Raw genomic sequence first — 15,596 nt, 5'->3', positions numbered from 1 at the left:
TTGGATGATTGATTTATTTGAATCCTTCGACTGCCGCCCAGGGGCGGCCAGCGATCATGTTTAGAGGGTGGCTCCGGCCAATTTCCGCGTGAGTATCCCCCGTAAAAAAGCGGACGAACTGCGGCAGTCGCTGCAAGCCTGCCAGAGCTATTTTGTCACTGGCGCGATATTCAGCCTGGCCATCAACCTGCTCTATCTGGCCGGCCCCCTGTACATGCTGCAGGTCTATGACCGTGTGATCTCGAGCGCCAGCGAGATCACGCTGCTGATGCTGACGCTGGCGTTGTTGCTGGCGTTCATGGCGCTCGCGGGTCTCGATGCGGTACGCGCTCGTGTGCTGACACGCACTAGCATCCGCCTCGATCGGAAGATCGCGCCGCGAGTGATGACCGCCATCATTGACCATTCGACAAAGATCGGCGGCGCGCGCAGCCAGTTGCTGCGCGATTTCGACACCTTCCGCCAGTTCATCACCGGGTCCGGAGTTCACGCGATCTTCGACCTGCCTTGGGCGCCGATCTATATCGCGGTGATTTTCGCCCTGCACCCGTTCCTGGGCGCATTTGCGCTGGGGTGCACGATCGTCCTGGTCCTGATGGCCCTTCTCAACGAATGGATCGTCAAGCCTCCGCTTTCCGAATCCAGCGAGGCGGCAAATCGAAACTACAGTTTCACAGAGATGAGCCTGCGCAACACCGAAGTGGTGCGCGCAATGGGGATGACCGCCGGCCTCTTGAAGCGCTGGGGCCGTGACCGTGACCGTATGCTCGAGCGCCAGGTTGCCGCAAGCGATCGCGCGGCCACGATGCAGAGCGTGATTCGCTTCCTGCGGCTTTCGATGCAATCCCTGATTCTCGGTCTCGGCGCCTATCTCGTGATCGAGCGGCTCACCACCGCTGGCGCCATGTTTGCCGCCAGCATCCTGCTTGGCCGCGCCCTGCAGCCGGTCGAACAGATCGTTGGGTCATGGCGCGGCCTCATCTCCGCTCGCGGTGCATTCCTGCGGGTGCGCGAGCTGTTGGCCGCCAATCCACCGCGTCAATCGGGACTGACCCTGCCGCGGCCCGAGGGGCGGGTGTCGGTCGAAGGGCTGTCGTTTGCCGTGCCCGGGACATCAAGGCCCATTCTGCGCGGGGTCACATTCCAGGTCGAACCGGGTGAAGTCCTCGGAATTATTGGCCCCTCCGGCGCCGGCAAATCCACGCTTGCGCGGCATATCGTGGGCGTTCAGGCGCCGTCTGCAGGTGTCGTTCGCCTTGACGGGTCCGATGTTTCGACCTGGATCAGGTCATCGCTCGGCGAACATCTCGGCTATCTGCCGCAGGATATCGAGCTGTTTGCCGATACGGTCGCAGCCAATATCTGCCGGTTCAAGAACGGAGACGACAAGGCCATCATTCTGGCAGCGCAAATGGCCGATGTGCACGAGATGATCCTGCGGCTCGCTGACGGCTACGACACCCAGGTCGGTGAGGGGGGCGCGATCCTGTCAGGTGGCTACCGTCAACGCATCGGCCTCGCACGCGCGGTCTACGGCCATCCGAGCCTGGTCGTGCTCGATGAGCCGAGTTCCAACCTCGATTCCGAAGGCGATGCGGCGCTCGCCGAGTGCATCATGCAGTTGAAGCGACGTGGCGCCACGGTGGTGATCATTTCCCATCGGCCGGCCACCATCGGCGTGGTCGACAAGGTTCTGGTGTTGCGTGAGGGCGTCGTCGAGATGTTTGGACCCCGCCAGGAAATCCTGTCGCGTCTGACCCGGCCCGTGCCGGTTCCGGCAGTTCGGGGCGCGGCGGGCTAGGAAAAGTCATGGCATTGCTTGATGTCGCAGACCTGTCGATGCGCCCCGGAGCCGCCCCACGCCGGACAAGGCGCGCGAACAGGGATGACGGGCCAAACGACTCCATTCGCGGCGTCGCCGTAGCGGGCTGGCTGATCATCGCCATCTTCTTCGGCGGCATCGGCACCTGGGCGGTGACTGCGCCGCTCAACGGGGCGGTGGTCGCCAACGCCGTGGTGAAGGTCGATGGCAACCGTAAGAGCCTCCAGCACCTCGATGGCGGTATCGTCAAGGAATTGCACGTTAGGGAAGGCGACAAGGTGCACTCAGGCGATTTGCTGATCGTCCTCGACGAGACCCAGGCTCGCGCCGAACATGAGGTGCTGACCCAGCAATATGCCGTGCTGCGAGCAACGGAAGTCCGATTGCTGACCGAGCTTGACCATGGCTCCCAGCTTGTCATGCCGCCAGATCTGAAGGCGCGCTCTGACGATCCCTATTTCAAGAGCGTCTGGAACGGGCAGCTCAGTCAGTTTGACACCCGCCGGGCGTCGCTGGAGGGGCAACGAAGCGTCGTCCGCGAGAAGATCAACCAGCTGGGCTCCCAGATCGTTGGCGCGGAAGCGCAGGTGAAATCGTTCACCAACCAGATCGACTCCGTGCGCAAGGAGGCCAGGGACGTCGCTCCGCTCGTCGAGCGAGGGTTGATCGCCCGTCCGCGTATCCTGCAACTGGAGCGGACGGCGTACGGTCTCGAAGGCCAGATCGCGGATGCGAATGCCAGCATCGCCAAGGCGCGCCAGGCGATTGCAGAGCAGGAACAGCAGATCGCACAGTTCGACAACGACCGGATGACCGACGTCACGAAGGACTTGCGCGACACCCAGGCCAAGCTCCTGGAGGTCATCCCGAAGGCAATGAACGCCAAGGCGGTGCTGGGCCGGATGGAAATTCGCGCTCCTTATACCGGACGCGTGGTTGGCCTTAGCGTGTTCTCGATGGGAGGCGTGATCCAGCGCGGCGACAAGATCCTGGACATTGTGCCAGATGAGGATTCGCTCACAATCGAAGCCCAGGTGGCCGTCGAGGATATCAGCGATGTGCACCCGAACACGCGCGCAGAAGTTCATCTAACCGCCTACAAACAGCGGATCGTTCCGATTATCCATGGCGACGTCATCCTGGTCTCGGCTGACCGCCTGACAGATCCCAAGACCAACAATCCTTACTACACGGCCTTCGTTCGGATCGACCAGGACGAGCTGGCGACCATGCCCAACATTCATCTTTACCCCGGGATGCCGGCAACGGTAATGATCCCGACGGTTCAGAGAACCGCGTTTGACTACATCGTCGGGCCCCTGGTGATGTCGTTCAACCAGTCATTCCGGCAGAAATGATCGCAAAGGACGAGTCTCGCAATGTTTGCACTCGGTCTAGCAACGGGTGGGCAACCATGGCCGCACAGAGGTGATCAATGGTTGTACTCTGCGTCGCCAGCGGAAATCATGATGCTCGGTGATCCGGCCAAACAGGCAACATGATCAGGAGGACAAGATCAGGTGCGCACTCGCTCTTTCGGATGCACGCGCGATGTTCTCGATCTGCCATGTTCGACTCCGAATTTATGCGCGCGCTGACGACCTTGACCCCACATGAACTTGGCGGCGGGGAGATCGTCTTTCGGCGCCGACGCGCTCCGACATGAGGATGGCCGCCTGTATTGGTTCGCTTCACGACCGTCGGTCCATCCGCGGTCGACGACCCGCCGTCCTCGGTAACCAGCCTGAAATTGAGACGCGGGTCATTGCCGTCCAGGGCGGTCGAGTAACCTTAGACACTATGGTCTTCATGGACGGCTCTGTCATAGCGATCCGCAGGCATGGCTCACGGATATCCTTGCCCGCATCGCCGCCCACCCAGCTCATCGGCTGGACGAGCTGCTGCCCTGGAATTGGACGCCGGGATCAGCAATCTCTGCTCGAGCGGCATGACCACGCACGTCAACAAGGTTCATCACGTCACCACCATCACCCAGGTCGCAAAGGACCTCGGTGAAGACGAAGATTGGCTGCGCGACATTGCCATCGAAATGGAGATCGAGGACGGCCTGATCGGGGTCTATGGCGTCGGCGAAGATGGTGTTCAGGCGTTCACCGACTTTGGCATCGAAAACCTGATCGAGCTCGTCAGGTTCTACAAAGAAAACCCCAAGCTGCTCACGCGCTGGCAACGGGAATGATCCAACCAGCCTGCGGCCCACGCCGGATGCGTACGTTCTCGCAGACCCAGCCGGTATCGTCGCACAGAATGCAGCGTGGCGCGGTTATCGCATCAGCCGGAACAGTTCGAGCACGTCGGCAAGCCGTAGCTTCGCGCCTTTGGGCATTTGCTGGAGTAGAATAGACCGCGTCTCCGCGGCAATCTCGTCTCGCTTAAGTGGGCTGTCCTCCGCGTGGAACAGCCGCATCTTGGCCGCGAACTGGCGGGCCACCTCTAGCGGGATCTCGAGCGGCTTTCGGGTGATCGGCATAGCCGGAATATAGGTATTTGGGGCGCATTTACGAATCGGCGGCCGTTCGCGGGTGCTAGCCTCTTTATGTGACCAACATATAGACCAATGCGGTGGCGACAAATGCCGTCCAGACAAGCCAGAGACGGAAATCGAGCAGATCGCGGTTCATGGTCCCGATGGTACGCGGCACGGCTGACACGGACCTTAACCTTACAGCGCACCGTCGACCGAGGCGGTCCCTTTGCTATCCAAAAATGACGAAATAGCCTACGCAACCGACAGCGGCGGCCAGCCAGACCAGCAATAGAATGTGATACACTGTATTGGGCCGCACCACTAAAGTTCTCCGACGTCCTCAACCGCTAGGCCGTTACCGAGCCTTCCTTCTCTTCTTCGATTTGATCATGTCAGCCTGTGCCCGATAACCTTTGGCAAGGGCCATCAGACCGGCCGACGATTCCGGGTCGAGCGACGAGGCGGCCGCGCGCTCTGCCTTGTCAGCCTGTTTGCGAAGAGACTTAATCATCTTGGCCATGGCCGGTCCTAATGAGGCACGTACTCATAGACAAGTGCCCCAAGCCCGAGCATGGCAACCAAGACGGCTATAGCGAGAACGGATTGCGGGCGCATGCTGCTTCCCCCAGTTCCGAATAAACCGGAGATTAATCCAGCGCGGGCACCTATGTGAAGGAAATGTTCGGGTGGGTGCTTGTTGGCACCCTGATCATCTTCTCCGTCACGACGCTTTTGGCCGGAACGGGTCTGGGAATCCGGCTCGGTCAGGACGAAGAGGTTTTGCTCGTCGTGCAGGTCGCCTCACTGCTCGCATCGATTACCGCCGCCGCCGTCCTATTGGCGCTGAAGGGGCCGCCCGATCGGCGCTAAAACGAACCTAGCATCCTCTCAATGTAGGCGTTGACGGTTTCGGCGAAATCGTGCCGATCTCCGGTAACGGCATCGCGCTGCTTCAGCACGTCTTCCTGAAGCAGGCGAAGCCCGCTTCTGCGGGCGGCCACAGGCGTTGCTTCCAGATATTCGGTGATGGCACGCTCAGCCGGTGGAATGCCGTTCACGTCGCCCTCAGCGATCAACCGGCGCAGAATACCCAAGCAAGTGTCCAAGTGTGGCATGCCCGAGTATGAGTCTCGATTCGAGCGCTTGTCACTCAGGAACTCCATTCAGCCACACGGAGAACCACCAAAGCACGCCCCGCCGAGCCTCGGCGCGGCCCGCCCAGGCCTTCGCGCGTGCCAGCGAGAAACGCCACAACGTTGGCGACAACAAGCCCAGAGCGATGCCCCAAAGAAGTGCCTTCATCCGCTCCCCCTCTGACCGACAACTTTCCTCAACCAGAGGGCGAACGCAAGAGGCGGCGGTGCCGGAGGGGCTGCAGGTCCTCATTCGGCGGGCCCCGGTGGAGGGACCCCGGCGGCAGCAGCTCCGCAAAGCGGATTTCCGACCGTCGGCACCAAAGCCAGGATACTACGGCGGCGCTGCTATCGTGAAGGCGCTCCCGACACGCCTCGGGCGAAGTCGATGACCTCGCCCCAGTCCATTCGGGTATCGACCCAGCCAACCTTGCTGCAGGCGGTGCAGCACTTCAGGTGCGCCGAGATATCCAGTCCCAATCCGGCAGATCGGCCAGCTTCAGTCGGCCGTTGTGATGCTCACAGCCGACGCAGAAGACCAGCACCGTCTTGAAGCCGGCGTTGCGATCGACCGGGCCGCTCCAATAGCGGAGGAAGTGAGCGGGTTTGCGACGCCACGGCATGCGCAGATAATCGCGCCGATCGCGCGCGGTGAGCAGCCGCCAGCAATCGCGGTTGTGACGGCTTGCTCAACAAGAGATTGGTCAAGGCGTGGAATTAAACGCCATCACGCGGCGGCATCGACCGTCGCAATGACACTGCGCATGTCGCAGGCCAGCTGGCGGTAGTGCGCCCCCAGGCGCAGGTAGAGCTCTCGCTTGCTTCCATCCGCCTGCCGGCCAGCGATCAAGTCGCACTTCGTAGCGAGATTCTCAAATCGTTCCAGCTTAGCCAGCAAAGCTGTCATAGCGGTTTCCCTGAACGCTTACTGAGGGACCAACCACGCTACTCTTTGGATTAGTTCGTGGTGAACATTGTTATTGAGCAGAACTAATTTTGTTGTCCGGCAGCGTCGTCTAGGTGTGATACCTTCGCGGGTCATTTGCAGGGTAACAGGATCGGTTATCAATTCGCCTCTGTGATCGCGGGTTTCCAGTCAGTGAAACAATAGAGTCCGCTCCAATGATGGACGGGCTTCCCGCAACGTAGGCAGCTAAAGAGGCCCGAGCTGATCACGGAAGCGGCGCTCCGCTCTTGAACCGCAGAATAAACCGCGGCGCAGCCGCGGCATGAAAAATAGACAATCATCAAATCTTCCTTGGAGCGCCCAAAGTGCCCTTTTTAGCGGCGTCATCGCTCAACGTTGGAGTCGCTTCTTAGACCGGCGGCCTAGATGGTCGATGAGGACCCAAATTACCCCGATCACGATAGCAGCGACCGCTATTGCATCAATGATCAAAAGCACTAGTATTTGGCGCAAGAACTTTTGCCCTTAATGGAAAAAGGCCGCAGTGCGCAGGTGCACTGCGGCCTGTCCGGGAAAATTGCCTGTCAGTGCAATGATAATACTTCCAGCCCCGGTTGAGATTGAGGCTGCCTCACGGATTTTGAGGAGTGGAGTCTAAAATGCTGTTCCGGTAGATGGAACATTGCGCATGTTGCCATGCGGTGACAGGAAATTCCGCAATGCGAGGACCAGCCTTCCTGGCGGACAAGTTGCAAGCGGGCGAGGAGGCTTAACGAGACGACTTCGCCGGGTGATAACGGAATGGATCAGCGCGCCAACCCTTGCCATGACGCAAGAGAAAGCCGTGCGCGACCAGCTTTCGGCACGTTGGGTTGACGCGCTGTATTGCTGCGTTCTCTCCGAAGAGTCGATCGGCCTGGCTGCTCGCGAACAGCGCGAACTATTTTCTCTGAGACTGTCATGGCCACCGAAATTGATCGACCAGATCAATCGCGTGCGTGTCCTACGTCAATGACCCAAATGGGACATGAGGCCTCGTCGGGCGAATTCGGAGAACGCGAATAATCAATCGCTGCTAACTAAGGTTGTGAAGCCGCGGCAACCTGCTAGAGTGGGCAATTACATTTTGATCAAGTAGTTGCTTGCCAATCGATTGGAATGAGGGCGTGCCATGCCCACCACGGAAGAATTCCGCGAAGAGGCCGAGGCTCAAATCGGTCGGGCGGCCAGACAAGGGCGTCCGCATATCGAGATCAACGCAGGCGAACTACATCGTATAGTAAGCCCGGATCAGAACAGGCACCCAATGGCCTGCAATGCCATGCGCCAGCTTATGGGACCGGCCGACGTAGTGATCTATGAAACTCCAGCCGGGGACGGTCCATCGTTCACCGTCCGGTATGCTTTGCCTCGTTAGCATCGGCTTCGTCGGGCTTGTCCGGGCGTCCCGCCGCCATCGCTTCGACCGTTTCGACAACCCGTTGGCGGCTCGCCGGGTCCCGGATCGAGCGAAAGGCCCGAAGAAGCCGGAACGCGTCCGCAGCGTCTTTGCTCAATCTTTCCTTCGTCAAGCTCGCCCTCGCATGGTCCTCAGTATGGCCAAACTTGTCAAACTTCGTAACCCTATTCCAGCCGTGCGCCTACGGGCCTTTCTTGGGACCGCGCAGGGTAGTCACCAGCGTAGCTATCGCTCGCCGGGCGGGTTGGCGCATGGCTACCCACTACCCGAGGTTCGGCGAGCAATACCAATTTGATTTCGGGTATGAGCGCGACAAAGACGACGGTAAGGGGCTCTCGATGAAAGAGGCCGCCAACTGAGGCGGCCTTACATTCAGGCGCGCGTTCTCAGGATTCGGGATTGGTCGCCTGAAACGTCGCGATCTTCCGATCGCCGTCCCACAACTCTACCGCCTGCCCGATGGCGAGCTTCCTTGCCCTTGTCTTTCGCGGTCTCGTCGTCGTCGCATGGAAGGTCCACGCGGTCGATGATGTGGCCATCATCCCCAAGGATATAATCCTTGTAATTGCGCATTGTCGCAGAGCGCTCCCGAACGCCCCCGTCTTCCCGAGGCTTTAAAAATCAGGGCCTTGGCCTATATGGCGGTGGTCCAGTAATGCATGTGCCCACTGACGAAACTCGGCAAGGCACGTCATAGTGCAGTCTGCCGCCGGTAGCGTTGGCCGGCACCTTAGGCATCGCAGGCTCAGGCACGGCACCCCCTGGTTGCTGCGGCGTTGGGCTGTCTTGGGCTGCGCTGGAACTGTTCACGGCGAGAAGGCTCGACAGCACCGCAAACGATACCAGTAGCGACTTCATTTTCATGGTCCGGCCCTCCGGTTCGCCCTTGGGTATCCCGGACTATAGCAGATCAGCAGGAACTCCGTTTACCCACGGCGAACCCCGGGCCTACATCGAGAAGACGACGATCAGGATCAGCGCAGTAAGCGCTATCGAGGCGCAGCCAGCTATGGTGATGGCGTCCCGCTTCATGCCATGAGCCTGAAATTATCGGCTCCCCGATCTTTGATTTTGATCAAGAACGAATTGCGACCTATGGAAATTTATAAGCCCAGAACATGGAATAGGGTCTCTCAGTAGTCCTACCGAGAACAACGGGTGCTGTCCTAATTCGGACACTCGCTGCGGAGAATTAGGACAGCCCGGGAAATACCGGGCAGACAGAGGCTGTCATAATCTGCAATCGTGGCTAGCATTCTAGTGCGGGACAATTTTGGAGAATCCATTGCCGGCGTGGCTGCAAGAGGAAGAAGAACGGCTGATGCGGATGATCCGGGAGACCGAACTGTCGCAGCGCGAGATCGCTCAGAAACTGGGACGAACCGAGGCGGCGGTTAGCGCACGGCTCACTATCATCAGAAAGCGGGTGGCAGAGAGGGAGAACGGCTAGCCATGGGCCGCACGGCCCGGCGCCATCCCCGTGGTTTCCCGGAATCCACATTTGATGTGGAAAACTTTAGCTTAATCGTTGCCGGGGCTAGACATTTCAATCCCGATCTCATTTTCGAGAATTTTTTCCCGGCAAGGGGCCGCATCGCGGGCGGCCCCTTTCGATTCGGCGGAGCGGCGAAGCGGCCCCAGCATCGACCTCCAAGGGCGCTGGGGCCGTTTCTTTGGGGGCTCGTTATCCAAGACCTACTTGAATGGTGTCCATTGCGTGCCGCATGGAAATTCGATGAAGCCGTACTTGAGGTAGAACGCCATGGCATTTCTGTCGATGGCGTGAACCAAGACGGCTCTTGCGCCGAAACGGCGAAGCGCTTCTTTCAGCAATCCGGCTCCAAAGCCCTTCCCATGGGCGAAATCGAATGGATGCGAAACAAGGTTGGCCGAGAGACCAACGTTCGATTGCTAGTGGAAGTCCAGATGGGGCCGAAGGAGATCGGCAAGCTCATCAAGTTGCCCGAAGCTCAAAAGGCGGTCCTTGAAGACGATGACGACGACGAGGAGGCCGCCAACTGAGGCGGCCTTACATTCAGGCGCGCGTTCTCAGGAGTCGGAATTCGTCGCCTGAAACGTGGTCCTACCGAGAACATCGGCCAAGCCATGGTTTCCGTTCGCTTAATCGGAATCAGGAACACTCTCAAAATCAACTTAGGACACGAGGGCATAAAGACGGACAGCACCGGCTTGGCCGATGTTCTCGGTAGGACTACTGAGAAACCCTATTCACTTTTCTGGGCAATATAGATTTCGATAGGTCGCAATTCGTTCTTGATCAAAATCAACCTGCGGTGCCGCAACAGCTTGGGCCTTCCGGGGATTCTCCGTGACGGAGTTCCAGCTCGCCCAATTTGAATTTAACGATCGTGTGGCTACGTAAGGAACTATGCCATTCGACAGACGAGCAGGAATCGAGACCAGACTCACGCGGTATCGCCTCGTGGAGCAGCGGCTCACTGCGGAGCCTAACGCCGCCTCTAATCCGGAGTTGAGGAGGCTGCGGCGGATCATTGCCGATCTGGAACAGCAGCTTGTCGAACTAGACGAAAAGTAAGGCCGCCTCAGTTGGGGCAGTCACAAAACGCAAAAATGCTGCACCCCAAAATCTCTCCCGGTTTTGACAAGACCTATTGGTCCTCATTGAGGGCGAGGCTTGGGGGTAAGCCGAAGTTCCAGCAGCCAACGCTGCGATCCATCTCTGATCCATTTCAGCGCTTGGACCCCCAACTTTCCAGCGCTGACGACTGCTACAATCAAAATGACCCGCTCTCCGCAGACGCCCCTGTTACTTCTTCGCTGGCTGACGCAGTTCTTCAATCTTTGCACCGTGACCAGCAGCCTCGGCGGCGCTCGGAGCCACGGCTTCAGCTCTGCATCGCGTGGCAGGTGGATTACCGCATATGCGACCCATCTCAGCTCACCCGACGCATTTGCCATTCGGACCACGATAACCGGGGCCGCCTCGCTCTCCGCACTCCGCGGCTGCCGGTCTTGCAAGACAGAGCAACACGGTAACGGCTGCGAGGAGCGGAGCGGTCATGGCGCGACGTCCAAATCGACGGTGCTGCACGGCACGTGGCGGGGAAACACCGCTCTGCTAGAACGCACGAAGTCTATTCGTCCGCAACCTTGATCCAGTCGCCGCGCGCGTCCTTCATATCGCGGTGCTTTTTTTCGGTGTCCCAATCCATGCAGATGCGGATGTCGCCAGGGCCATTGAAGGTGCACAATTCTCTGCCAATGATCCTGTCGTTCATATCTCTCGTGACTTTGATCATCGCGTCTGTACCGTCCATCTTGAACATGACGGCGTTGTTGCAGACCTTCAGCTCCGGTTGACAGGCCCTCATCGTGTTTGCTCGCCCGCCGTTTTGCTGGGCCGACAGTTGAACAACCTTAGTGACGAAGTCATCCCATGACGGCGGCGCGTTGGGTTTCGACGTCGGCGATAGGCTCATCGGATCACTCGGCCGTGTTTGTTGAGGCGTCTGCCTCGCGACCTGGCCCGACTCCAGAGGCATCGGCGCGCCTGTGGCGGCGGTTTGACTTGGCTTCCCCATCATGGTGGTGCCCATCGACTGGAGATCCTGCGAGCTTAACCAGACCATGTCGCTCGGCGCGGTCACAACCATTCTCCCGATGATCGCTGGCGGAACGCCGAGCTCTTTCGCCATCTTGGCCATGGAGACCGTTGCTGCCCCCGAGGCAACCGTCTCCTCGCCATTCTCACCGGAGGCGCCGTGAACACCAACTTGAGCGCCGTAGCTTACGTTCTTCTGTGATCCGGCGGCAAACATGAGGAAGCAGGCCGATGCGCAGAATGCCGTCTTCCCGACGTTGGTCGACATTTTGCCAAACCTGATCGCGTCCGCGATCTTCGCCCCCTCGAGCAAGTTACCGCCGGGAGAATCCAGGCGGACATTCGCGACATACTTGCCGCTGTCGTTTGCCTGCTTCACCGCTGCTGAAAACCTGTCGAAATCGCCAGGCACGATCTCACCGGTGATCCAGATGGTCGCCTGGCCCGACTTGCCGACGCCGCTCTTGATCTCGGCCGATTGACCTGGACCGAGGGCGAAGAACATCGCGCAAAACGCGCAAGCTGCCGCGCTCCCAATACGTATCGCACTCATAAAATATGCCCCAACAAACAGATGAGATTTTCCCGCAACCAAAAAGCGCAGGCAAGCCCATTCACAACAAGCGCAGGGATACTTTCGGTGGGCGTGTGGCGCGCGGGAGTACACCCCGAAAGGAGACCACGAAGACCCAGAATGAAAACCACCGCACGGTCCCAGAGCGCCCGCTGGCGAGCTATAACCGTTTGGCGCTTAGGCGCCTCAACGGCGGATCATGGCGCTCGTGGTGGCTTGTCGTCAGGTCCAGTCACGTTGTCTGTCCCTACGCGCGTTCTGAATTGCGCAGTAACCTCTTGATCTGATTAGCCGCCGAAATGGCCTGTAATTCAGAACCGACGTTGATACTGCTCAAAATCCTCGCGGATTTTGATTCCGCCATTCAGCGACGAGATCGGAGCCCTTCCTAATCGCCGGGTCTAACGATACCCGATGCTGGCGGGACCGGTCGCAGCCGACAAGCACGCGTTGGCCCGACTGTCGATGTTGTCAGCTATGCCGCGATCCGGACAGGGAACGTGTGGGACAGTTGGCACCACGTGCGCGCTTCATGCGGAAGATTGAATGATGTATCGCGGTTCGGATGGGTGTGGGGAAAGGCGGTAGCGGTCTCTCGACTCGAACCCCCGACGGATCTGCAACTGCCGACGGATCATTATGCCCACCATCGGATTCGTTGGTAGTCGATTTGACAAGCAACACTCGCGTCTGGAATCAGATGCCAACCACCGATTGACCACCGAAACCCCGTGAACAAAGAGCGATAACGGTGGTCAATCAGAACCGAATTTCATTGTTTTTGTTGGTTTTTTCGGTTGCTATTTACGTTCGGGACGCAGGGCCGCGGGGTCGGCAACGCCCCTTTGAGGTCGATAGGGACCGTTCGATCCTCATCATGGGATAAGCAGTTGAAATCGTAGCAAATGCGAACGCCCTCCGAGCGCACCATAAACCCACGTCCAGTTGTGCCGGTGGGCTATGTCCAGTCGATAGGCCGGACCCAGCGGCGCCTGGCAATCGCGGACACGCACTAGCGTTGATGAACGCGAGTAGATCGTTGCGGCAATCCGTCTTTGGAAGTTGCCATTAAGATTCGCGTTCGTGGCGTGTCGCTCGGCGGCACACCCTCCATAATCGGGTGCACACAGATTCCCGCCCGACTGGCGACCTCGCGGCACCACCCCCGTCGAATATACGGCTCGGCATCTATCTCACTTGCCGCGGACAGACCGCGCAGTCTGTAGAGTTGAATGTATCCAATCTATCTTTTTCGGCTCCGTGCTTTCGATATAGTGTCGCCTTTGGACATTGCGAATATTGCAGGTTATTCTCCGTAACTGACTGATAATAATTACTATGTTGTCGATCTCGGTGGCCGCGATTCTTTGCGCGAGATATCCCGTCACTTGGCCATTTGGATACCGAAGTTGACTTTTGGATACATTTTGTCCAGTTTCCTTCTAGAACAAAAATCAACCTTGGGAGGACCCGGTGACCGGCAGTTCGGGAGCGCGCGGGCCGAAATTGACGCAGACAACGGCCGTGCTGGCGATGTGCGCGGTCTTGATCGTCGTTTTCTCGATCTTCCTGAAGGGCTTCCTGACGCTCGGCAATCTGTTCGCGCTGGCGCGCAACATTTCGATACTCGGCATTCTCGCGCTCGGCATGGCGGTCGTCGTGATCGGGCGTGGACTCGATCTGTCGCAAGTTGCTTCCTTCGCCGCCTCCACGGCGATCGCGATCATTCTGATGAACTCGGGCTATACGACGCCGGTGGCGCTGCTGGTCGGCTTCGTGATGGCGATCGCCATCGGAACGCTTAACGGGTTCCTCATCTCGGTAATCGAGATGCCACCGCTGCTGACGACCTTGGCGTCGAGCCTTGCGGTATTGGGGGTCGTACGCACCACGGCTGTGCAGCACTATGTCGTCTATCTTTCCAAGGGGCACGACGAGTTCCTGCGGCTGGGCGGAAACATCTGGGGTGGTGTCCCGATCTCGATCTTGATCTTCGCGGCGACTGCGGTCGTCGTGCATCTCTTCCTGTCGCGCACCGTGATCGGCCGCTTCGTCTATGCGCATGGCGACAACCCCGACGCGGCGCGCCAGACCGGTCTGCCGACCCGTCCACTGACCATGATCGAATACGCGCTGTGCGCGGCGATCGGTTACATCGGCGGCGTTGTGATGGTCGCGCAGACGGCACTGATGCATCTCCAGGTCGCGGAATCGACGATCATTTTCGATGTCATCATGGTCGTGGTGCTCGGCGGCGTCAGCCTCGTCGGCGGCCGCGGCAATGTGATGAGTGTCATCGCCGGAACGTTGCTGATCGGCGTGCTGTTGAACGGCATGACCATCATGGACATGGACGTGCAGACCCAGAACATCGTCAAGGGAATAGTGCTGCTGATCGCGATCCTGCTCGATTCCCGGCTGCATCCGCGCGACGAGGAGACGTCGAAGCAGGGCGATTGAAGCTCTGCATCCATCAACGGGCCGCAAAAATCGGCCGACATAGGGGAGGAACAAACATGACGAAAACAGTGCAGAAGAAGGCGCTTGCCGGCATTGGGTTGGCGGCGATGGTGGCGACCGCCATGCTGGTGGCCGCGCCATCGCAGGCGGCCGGGCCGCGCGACCAGTTGCGCGAGAAATTCGACAAGGCGCTGAAAGGCAAGACGGTGGCCTGGTCGCCAGTCTGGATGGGTGTTCTGGAATCCGAATGGACACGCGTGATGAAAGATCGTTTCGACGATTACGGCATCAAGCTCGTCACGCGCGACGCCAACATGAAGTCCGACATACAGCTGCAGACCGTCAGCGACTATATCAACGAAAAGCCTGATGTGCTCGTGGTCCAGAATCCGAACGTTACGCTGCTCGCCAAGGAGCTCAAGCGAGCGATGGACGCAGGCATTTATGTCGTGCAGGTCAACATGGCGTCGAACACCCTCAGCGACGCCTATGTCGGCGTCGATGCCAAGGATCTCGGCACCAAAATCGCTCGCGAGGTGATCAACCAGTGCGGCAGCGGCAAGGGCTCGGGGGAGATCGCAATCCTCGAAGGCGAGGCGACCGCAGCCTATTCGCTCGACATGAAGAACGGCGCCATGGAAGTGTTCAAGACTGACCCGTCGATCAAGGTCGTGTCGTCGCAGCCGACAGGCTGGGACGCCAACAAGGCCGGTGATATCACGACGACCGTGTTGCAGCAGCACCCCAAGCTGTGCGGGATCCTCAGCGTCTGGGGACCGCAAACTGCCGGCGCAGCGCAGGCGATCAAGGCGGCCAACATGGGCGACAAGGTAAAGGTGTTCGTTGCCAGCGACGGACAGCCCGCGGATTGCGATCTGCTGGAACAGGGCGCGTTCTCCGCGAACCTGTCGTATCGCGCCGACGTGCAGGGACAGACCATTGCCGACGCGGTGATCGCGCTCTTGCAGAGCGGCGACAAACCGGGCTCGAAGAACGTCGCCTATTACACGACCCCCGCCTGGGTGAAGTCGAAGGACGACCGGATGTACTGCTTCAGCATCCCGAAGGGCGCGAAGTAAACGTTCCGGCGCCCGCGCCCCCTGCGGCGCGGGCATCCCGGAGTTGCCGATCCCCATTCCCTGCGTCGTCCCGCCGTTCGGCCGCGCCTGC

The 15,596-nt window shown here is 59.3% G+C and carries 15 protein-coding genes and 1 pseudogene; 10 read left to right on the top strand and 6 right to left on the bottom strand.

The genetic code is table 11. The annotated features are described in order from the left end of the window. Positions 1 to 88: 88 nt before the first annotated feature. The 4 genes and pseudogenes from ACOIX3_RS31595 to ACOIX3_RS31580 all read left to right on the top strand — a co-directional run bounded on the left by ACOIX3_RS31595 (position 89) and on the right by ACOIX3_RS31580 (position 4,022). Positions 89 to 1,801, top strand: coding sequence for a type I secretion system permease/ATPase (locus tag ACOIX3_RS31595; RefSeq protein ID WP_420965870.1), 1,713 nt, complete (start codon positions 89 to 91; stop codon positions 1,799 to 1,801). Positions 1,802 to 1,809: 8 nt separating this feature from the next. Further along, the gene (locus ACOIX3_RS31590; protein WP_420965869.1) at positions 1,810 to 3,180 is read left to right on the top strand and encodes an HlyD family type I secretion periplasmic adaptor subunit; all 1,371 of its coding nucleotides are present in this window, start codon (positions 1,810 to 1,812) and stop codon (positions 3,178 to 3,180) included. A 471-nt stretch (positions 3,181 to 3,651) separates the two neighbouring features. Next, positions 3,652 to 3,774: pseudogene (locus tag ACOIX3_RS31585) on the top strand (transposase domain-containing protein); the annotation flags it as partial. Then, positions 3,771 to 4,022, top strand: coding sequence for a hypothetical protein (locus tag ACOIX3_RS31580; RefSeq protein WP_420965868.1), 252 nt, complete (start codon positions 3,771 to 3,773; stop codon positions 4,020 to 4,022). The pseudogene ACOIX3_RS31585 and the gene ACOIX3_RS31580, both read left to right, overlap by 4 nt. 84 nt (positions 4,023 to 4,106) lie before the next feature. Here ACOIX3_RS31580 and ACOIX3_RS31575 read toward each other — a convergent pair whose 3' ends face one another. Together ACOIX3_RS31575 and ACOIX3_RS31570 are read right to left on the bottom strand one after the other, a co-directional pair. Then, on the bottom strand, positions 4,107 to 4,313 hold the full coding sequence (locus ACOIX3_RS31575) for a hypothetical protein (RefSeq protein WP_420965867.1): 207 nt from the start codon (positions 4,311 to 4,313) through the stop codon (positions 4,107 to 4,109). Positions 4,314 to 4,665: 352 nt separating this feature from the next. Then, positions 4,666 to 4,830, bottom strand: coding sequence for a hypothetical protein (locus ACOIX3_RS31570; RefSeq protein WP_420965865.1), 165 nt, complete (start codon positions 4,828 to 4,830; stop codon positions 4,666 to 4,668). A gap of 149 nt (positions 4,831 to 4,979) precedes the next feature. Between ACOIX3_RS31570 and ACOIX3_RS31565 the strand changes: the two genes are divergently transcribed. Beyond that, entirely contained in the window at positions 4,980 to 5,180 is a 201-nt protein-coding gene (locus ACOIX3_RS31565) for a hypothetical protein (protein WP_420965864.1), read from the top strand. Here the strand turns inward: ACOIX3_RS31565 and ACOIX3_RS31560 are convergent. The 3 genes from ACOIX3_RS31560 to ACOIX3_RS31550 form a co-directional block, all read right to left on the bottom strand. Beyond that, the gene (locus tag ACOIX3_RS31560) at positions 5,177 to 5,404 is read right to left on the bottom strand and encodes a hypothetical protein (RefSeq protein ID WP_420965863.1); all 228 of its coding nucleotides are present in this window, start codon (positions 5,402 to 5,404) and stop codon (positions 5,177 to 5,179) included. The two genes, ACOIX3_RS31565 and ACOIX3_RS31560, sit on opposite strands and share 4 nt — an antisense overlap. A 491-nt stretch (positions 5,405 to 5,895) precedes the next feature. Beyond that, the gene (locus tag ACOIX3_RS31555) at positions 5,896 to 6,066 is read right to left on the bottom strand and encodes a hypothetical protein (RefSeq protein ID WP_420965862.1); all 171 of its coding nucleotides are present in this window, start codon (positions 6,064 to 6,066) and stop codon (positions 5,896 to 5,898) included. A gap of 104 nt (positions 6,067 to 6,170) precedes the next feature. After that, positions 6,171 to 6,350 carry a hypothetical protein gene (locus ACOIX3_RS31550; protein WP_420965860.1) on the bottom strand — a complete coding sequence of 60 codons (180 nt, stop codon included), beginning with the start codon at positions 6,348 to 6,350 and terminating at the stop codon, positions 6,171 to 6,173. Positions 6,351 to 7,194: 844 nt separating this feature from the next. Here ACOIX3_RS31550 and ACOIX3_RS31545 point away from each other — a divergent pair. The 3 genes from ACOIX3_RS31545 (at position 7,195) to ACOIX3_RS31535 (ending at position 9,831) form a co-directional block, all read left to right on the top strand. Then, a complete protein-coding gene (locus ACOIX3_RS31545) occupies positions 7,195 to 7,365 on the top strand; it encodes a hypothetical protein (RefSeq protein ID WP_420965859.1) in 171 nt (56 codons plus the stop codon). 1,729 nt (positions 7,366 to 9,094) lie between these two features. Beyond that, positions 9,095 to 9,259, top strand: coding sequence for a hypothetical protein (locus ACOIX3_RS31540; RefSeq protein WP_420965858.1), 165 nt, complete (start codon positions 9,095 to 9,097; stop codon positions 9,257 to 9,259). Positions 9,260 to 9,261: 2 nt separating this feature from the next. Further along, positions 9,262 to 9,831, top strand: coding sequence for a hypothetical protein (locus ACOIX3_RS31535; RefSeq protein ID WP_420965857.1), 570 nt, complete (start codon positions 9,262 to 9,264; stop codon positions 9,829 to 9,831). A 1,094-nt stretch (positions 9,832 to 10,925) separates the two neighbouring features. On the opposite strand, the gene ACOIX3_RS31530 is transcribed toward ACOIX3_RS31535, so the two are convergent. Then, entirely contained in the window at positions 10,926 to 11,897 is a 972-nt protein-coding gene (locus ACOIX3_RS31530; protein WP_420965855.1) for a hypothetical protein, read from the bottom strand. Between the two features lie 1,542 nt (positions 11,898 to 13,439). On the opposite strand from ACOIX3_RS31530, the gene ACOIX3_RS31525 reads away from it, so the two are divergent. Then, positions 13,440 to 14,426 (top strand): ABC transporter permease, encoded by a 987-nt coding sequence (locus ACOIX3_RS31525; RefSeq protein WP_420965854.1) that lies wholly within the window; start codon positions 13,440 to 13,442, stop codon positions 14,424 to 14,426. A 56-nt stretch (positions 14,427 to 14,482) separates the two neighbouring features. Then, positions 14,483 to 15,505 (top strand): sugar ABC transporter substrate-binding protein, encoded by a 1,023-nt coding sequence (locus ACOIX3_RS31520; protein ID WP_420965852.1) that lies wholly within the window; start codon positions 14,483 to 14,485, stop codon positions 15,503 to 15,505. Positions 15,506 to 15,596 lie beyond the last annotated feature (91 nt).

The organism is Bradyrhizobium sp. B120 (assembly GCF_049075665.1).
Taxonomy (GTDB): Bacteria; Pseudomonadota; Alphaproteobacteria; order Rhizobiales; family Xanthobacteraceae; genus Bradyrhizobium.
Note: the sequence above shows the minus strand (reverse complement) of the source record. Positions and strands in the feature narration are given on the sequence as shown.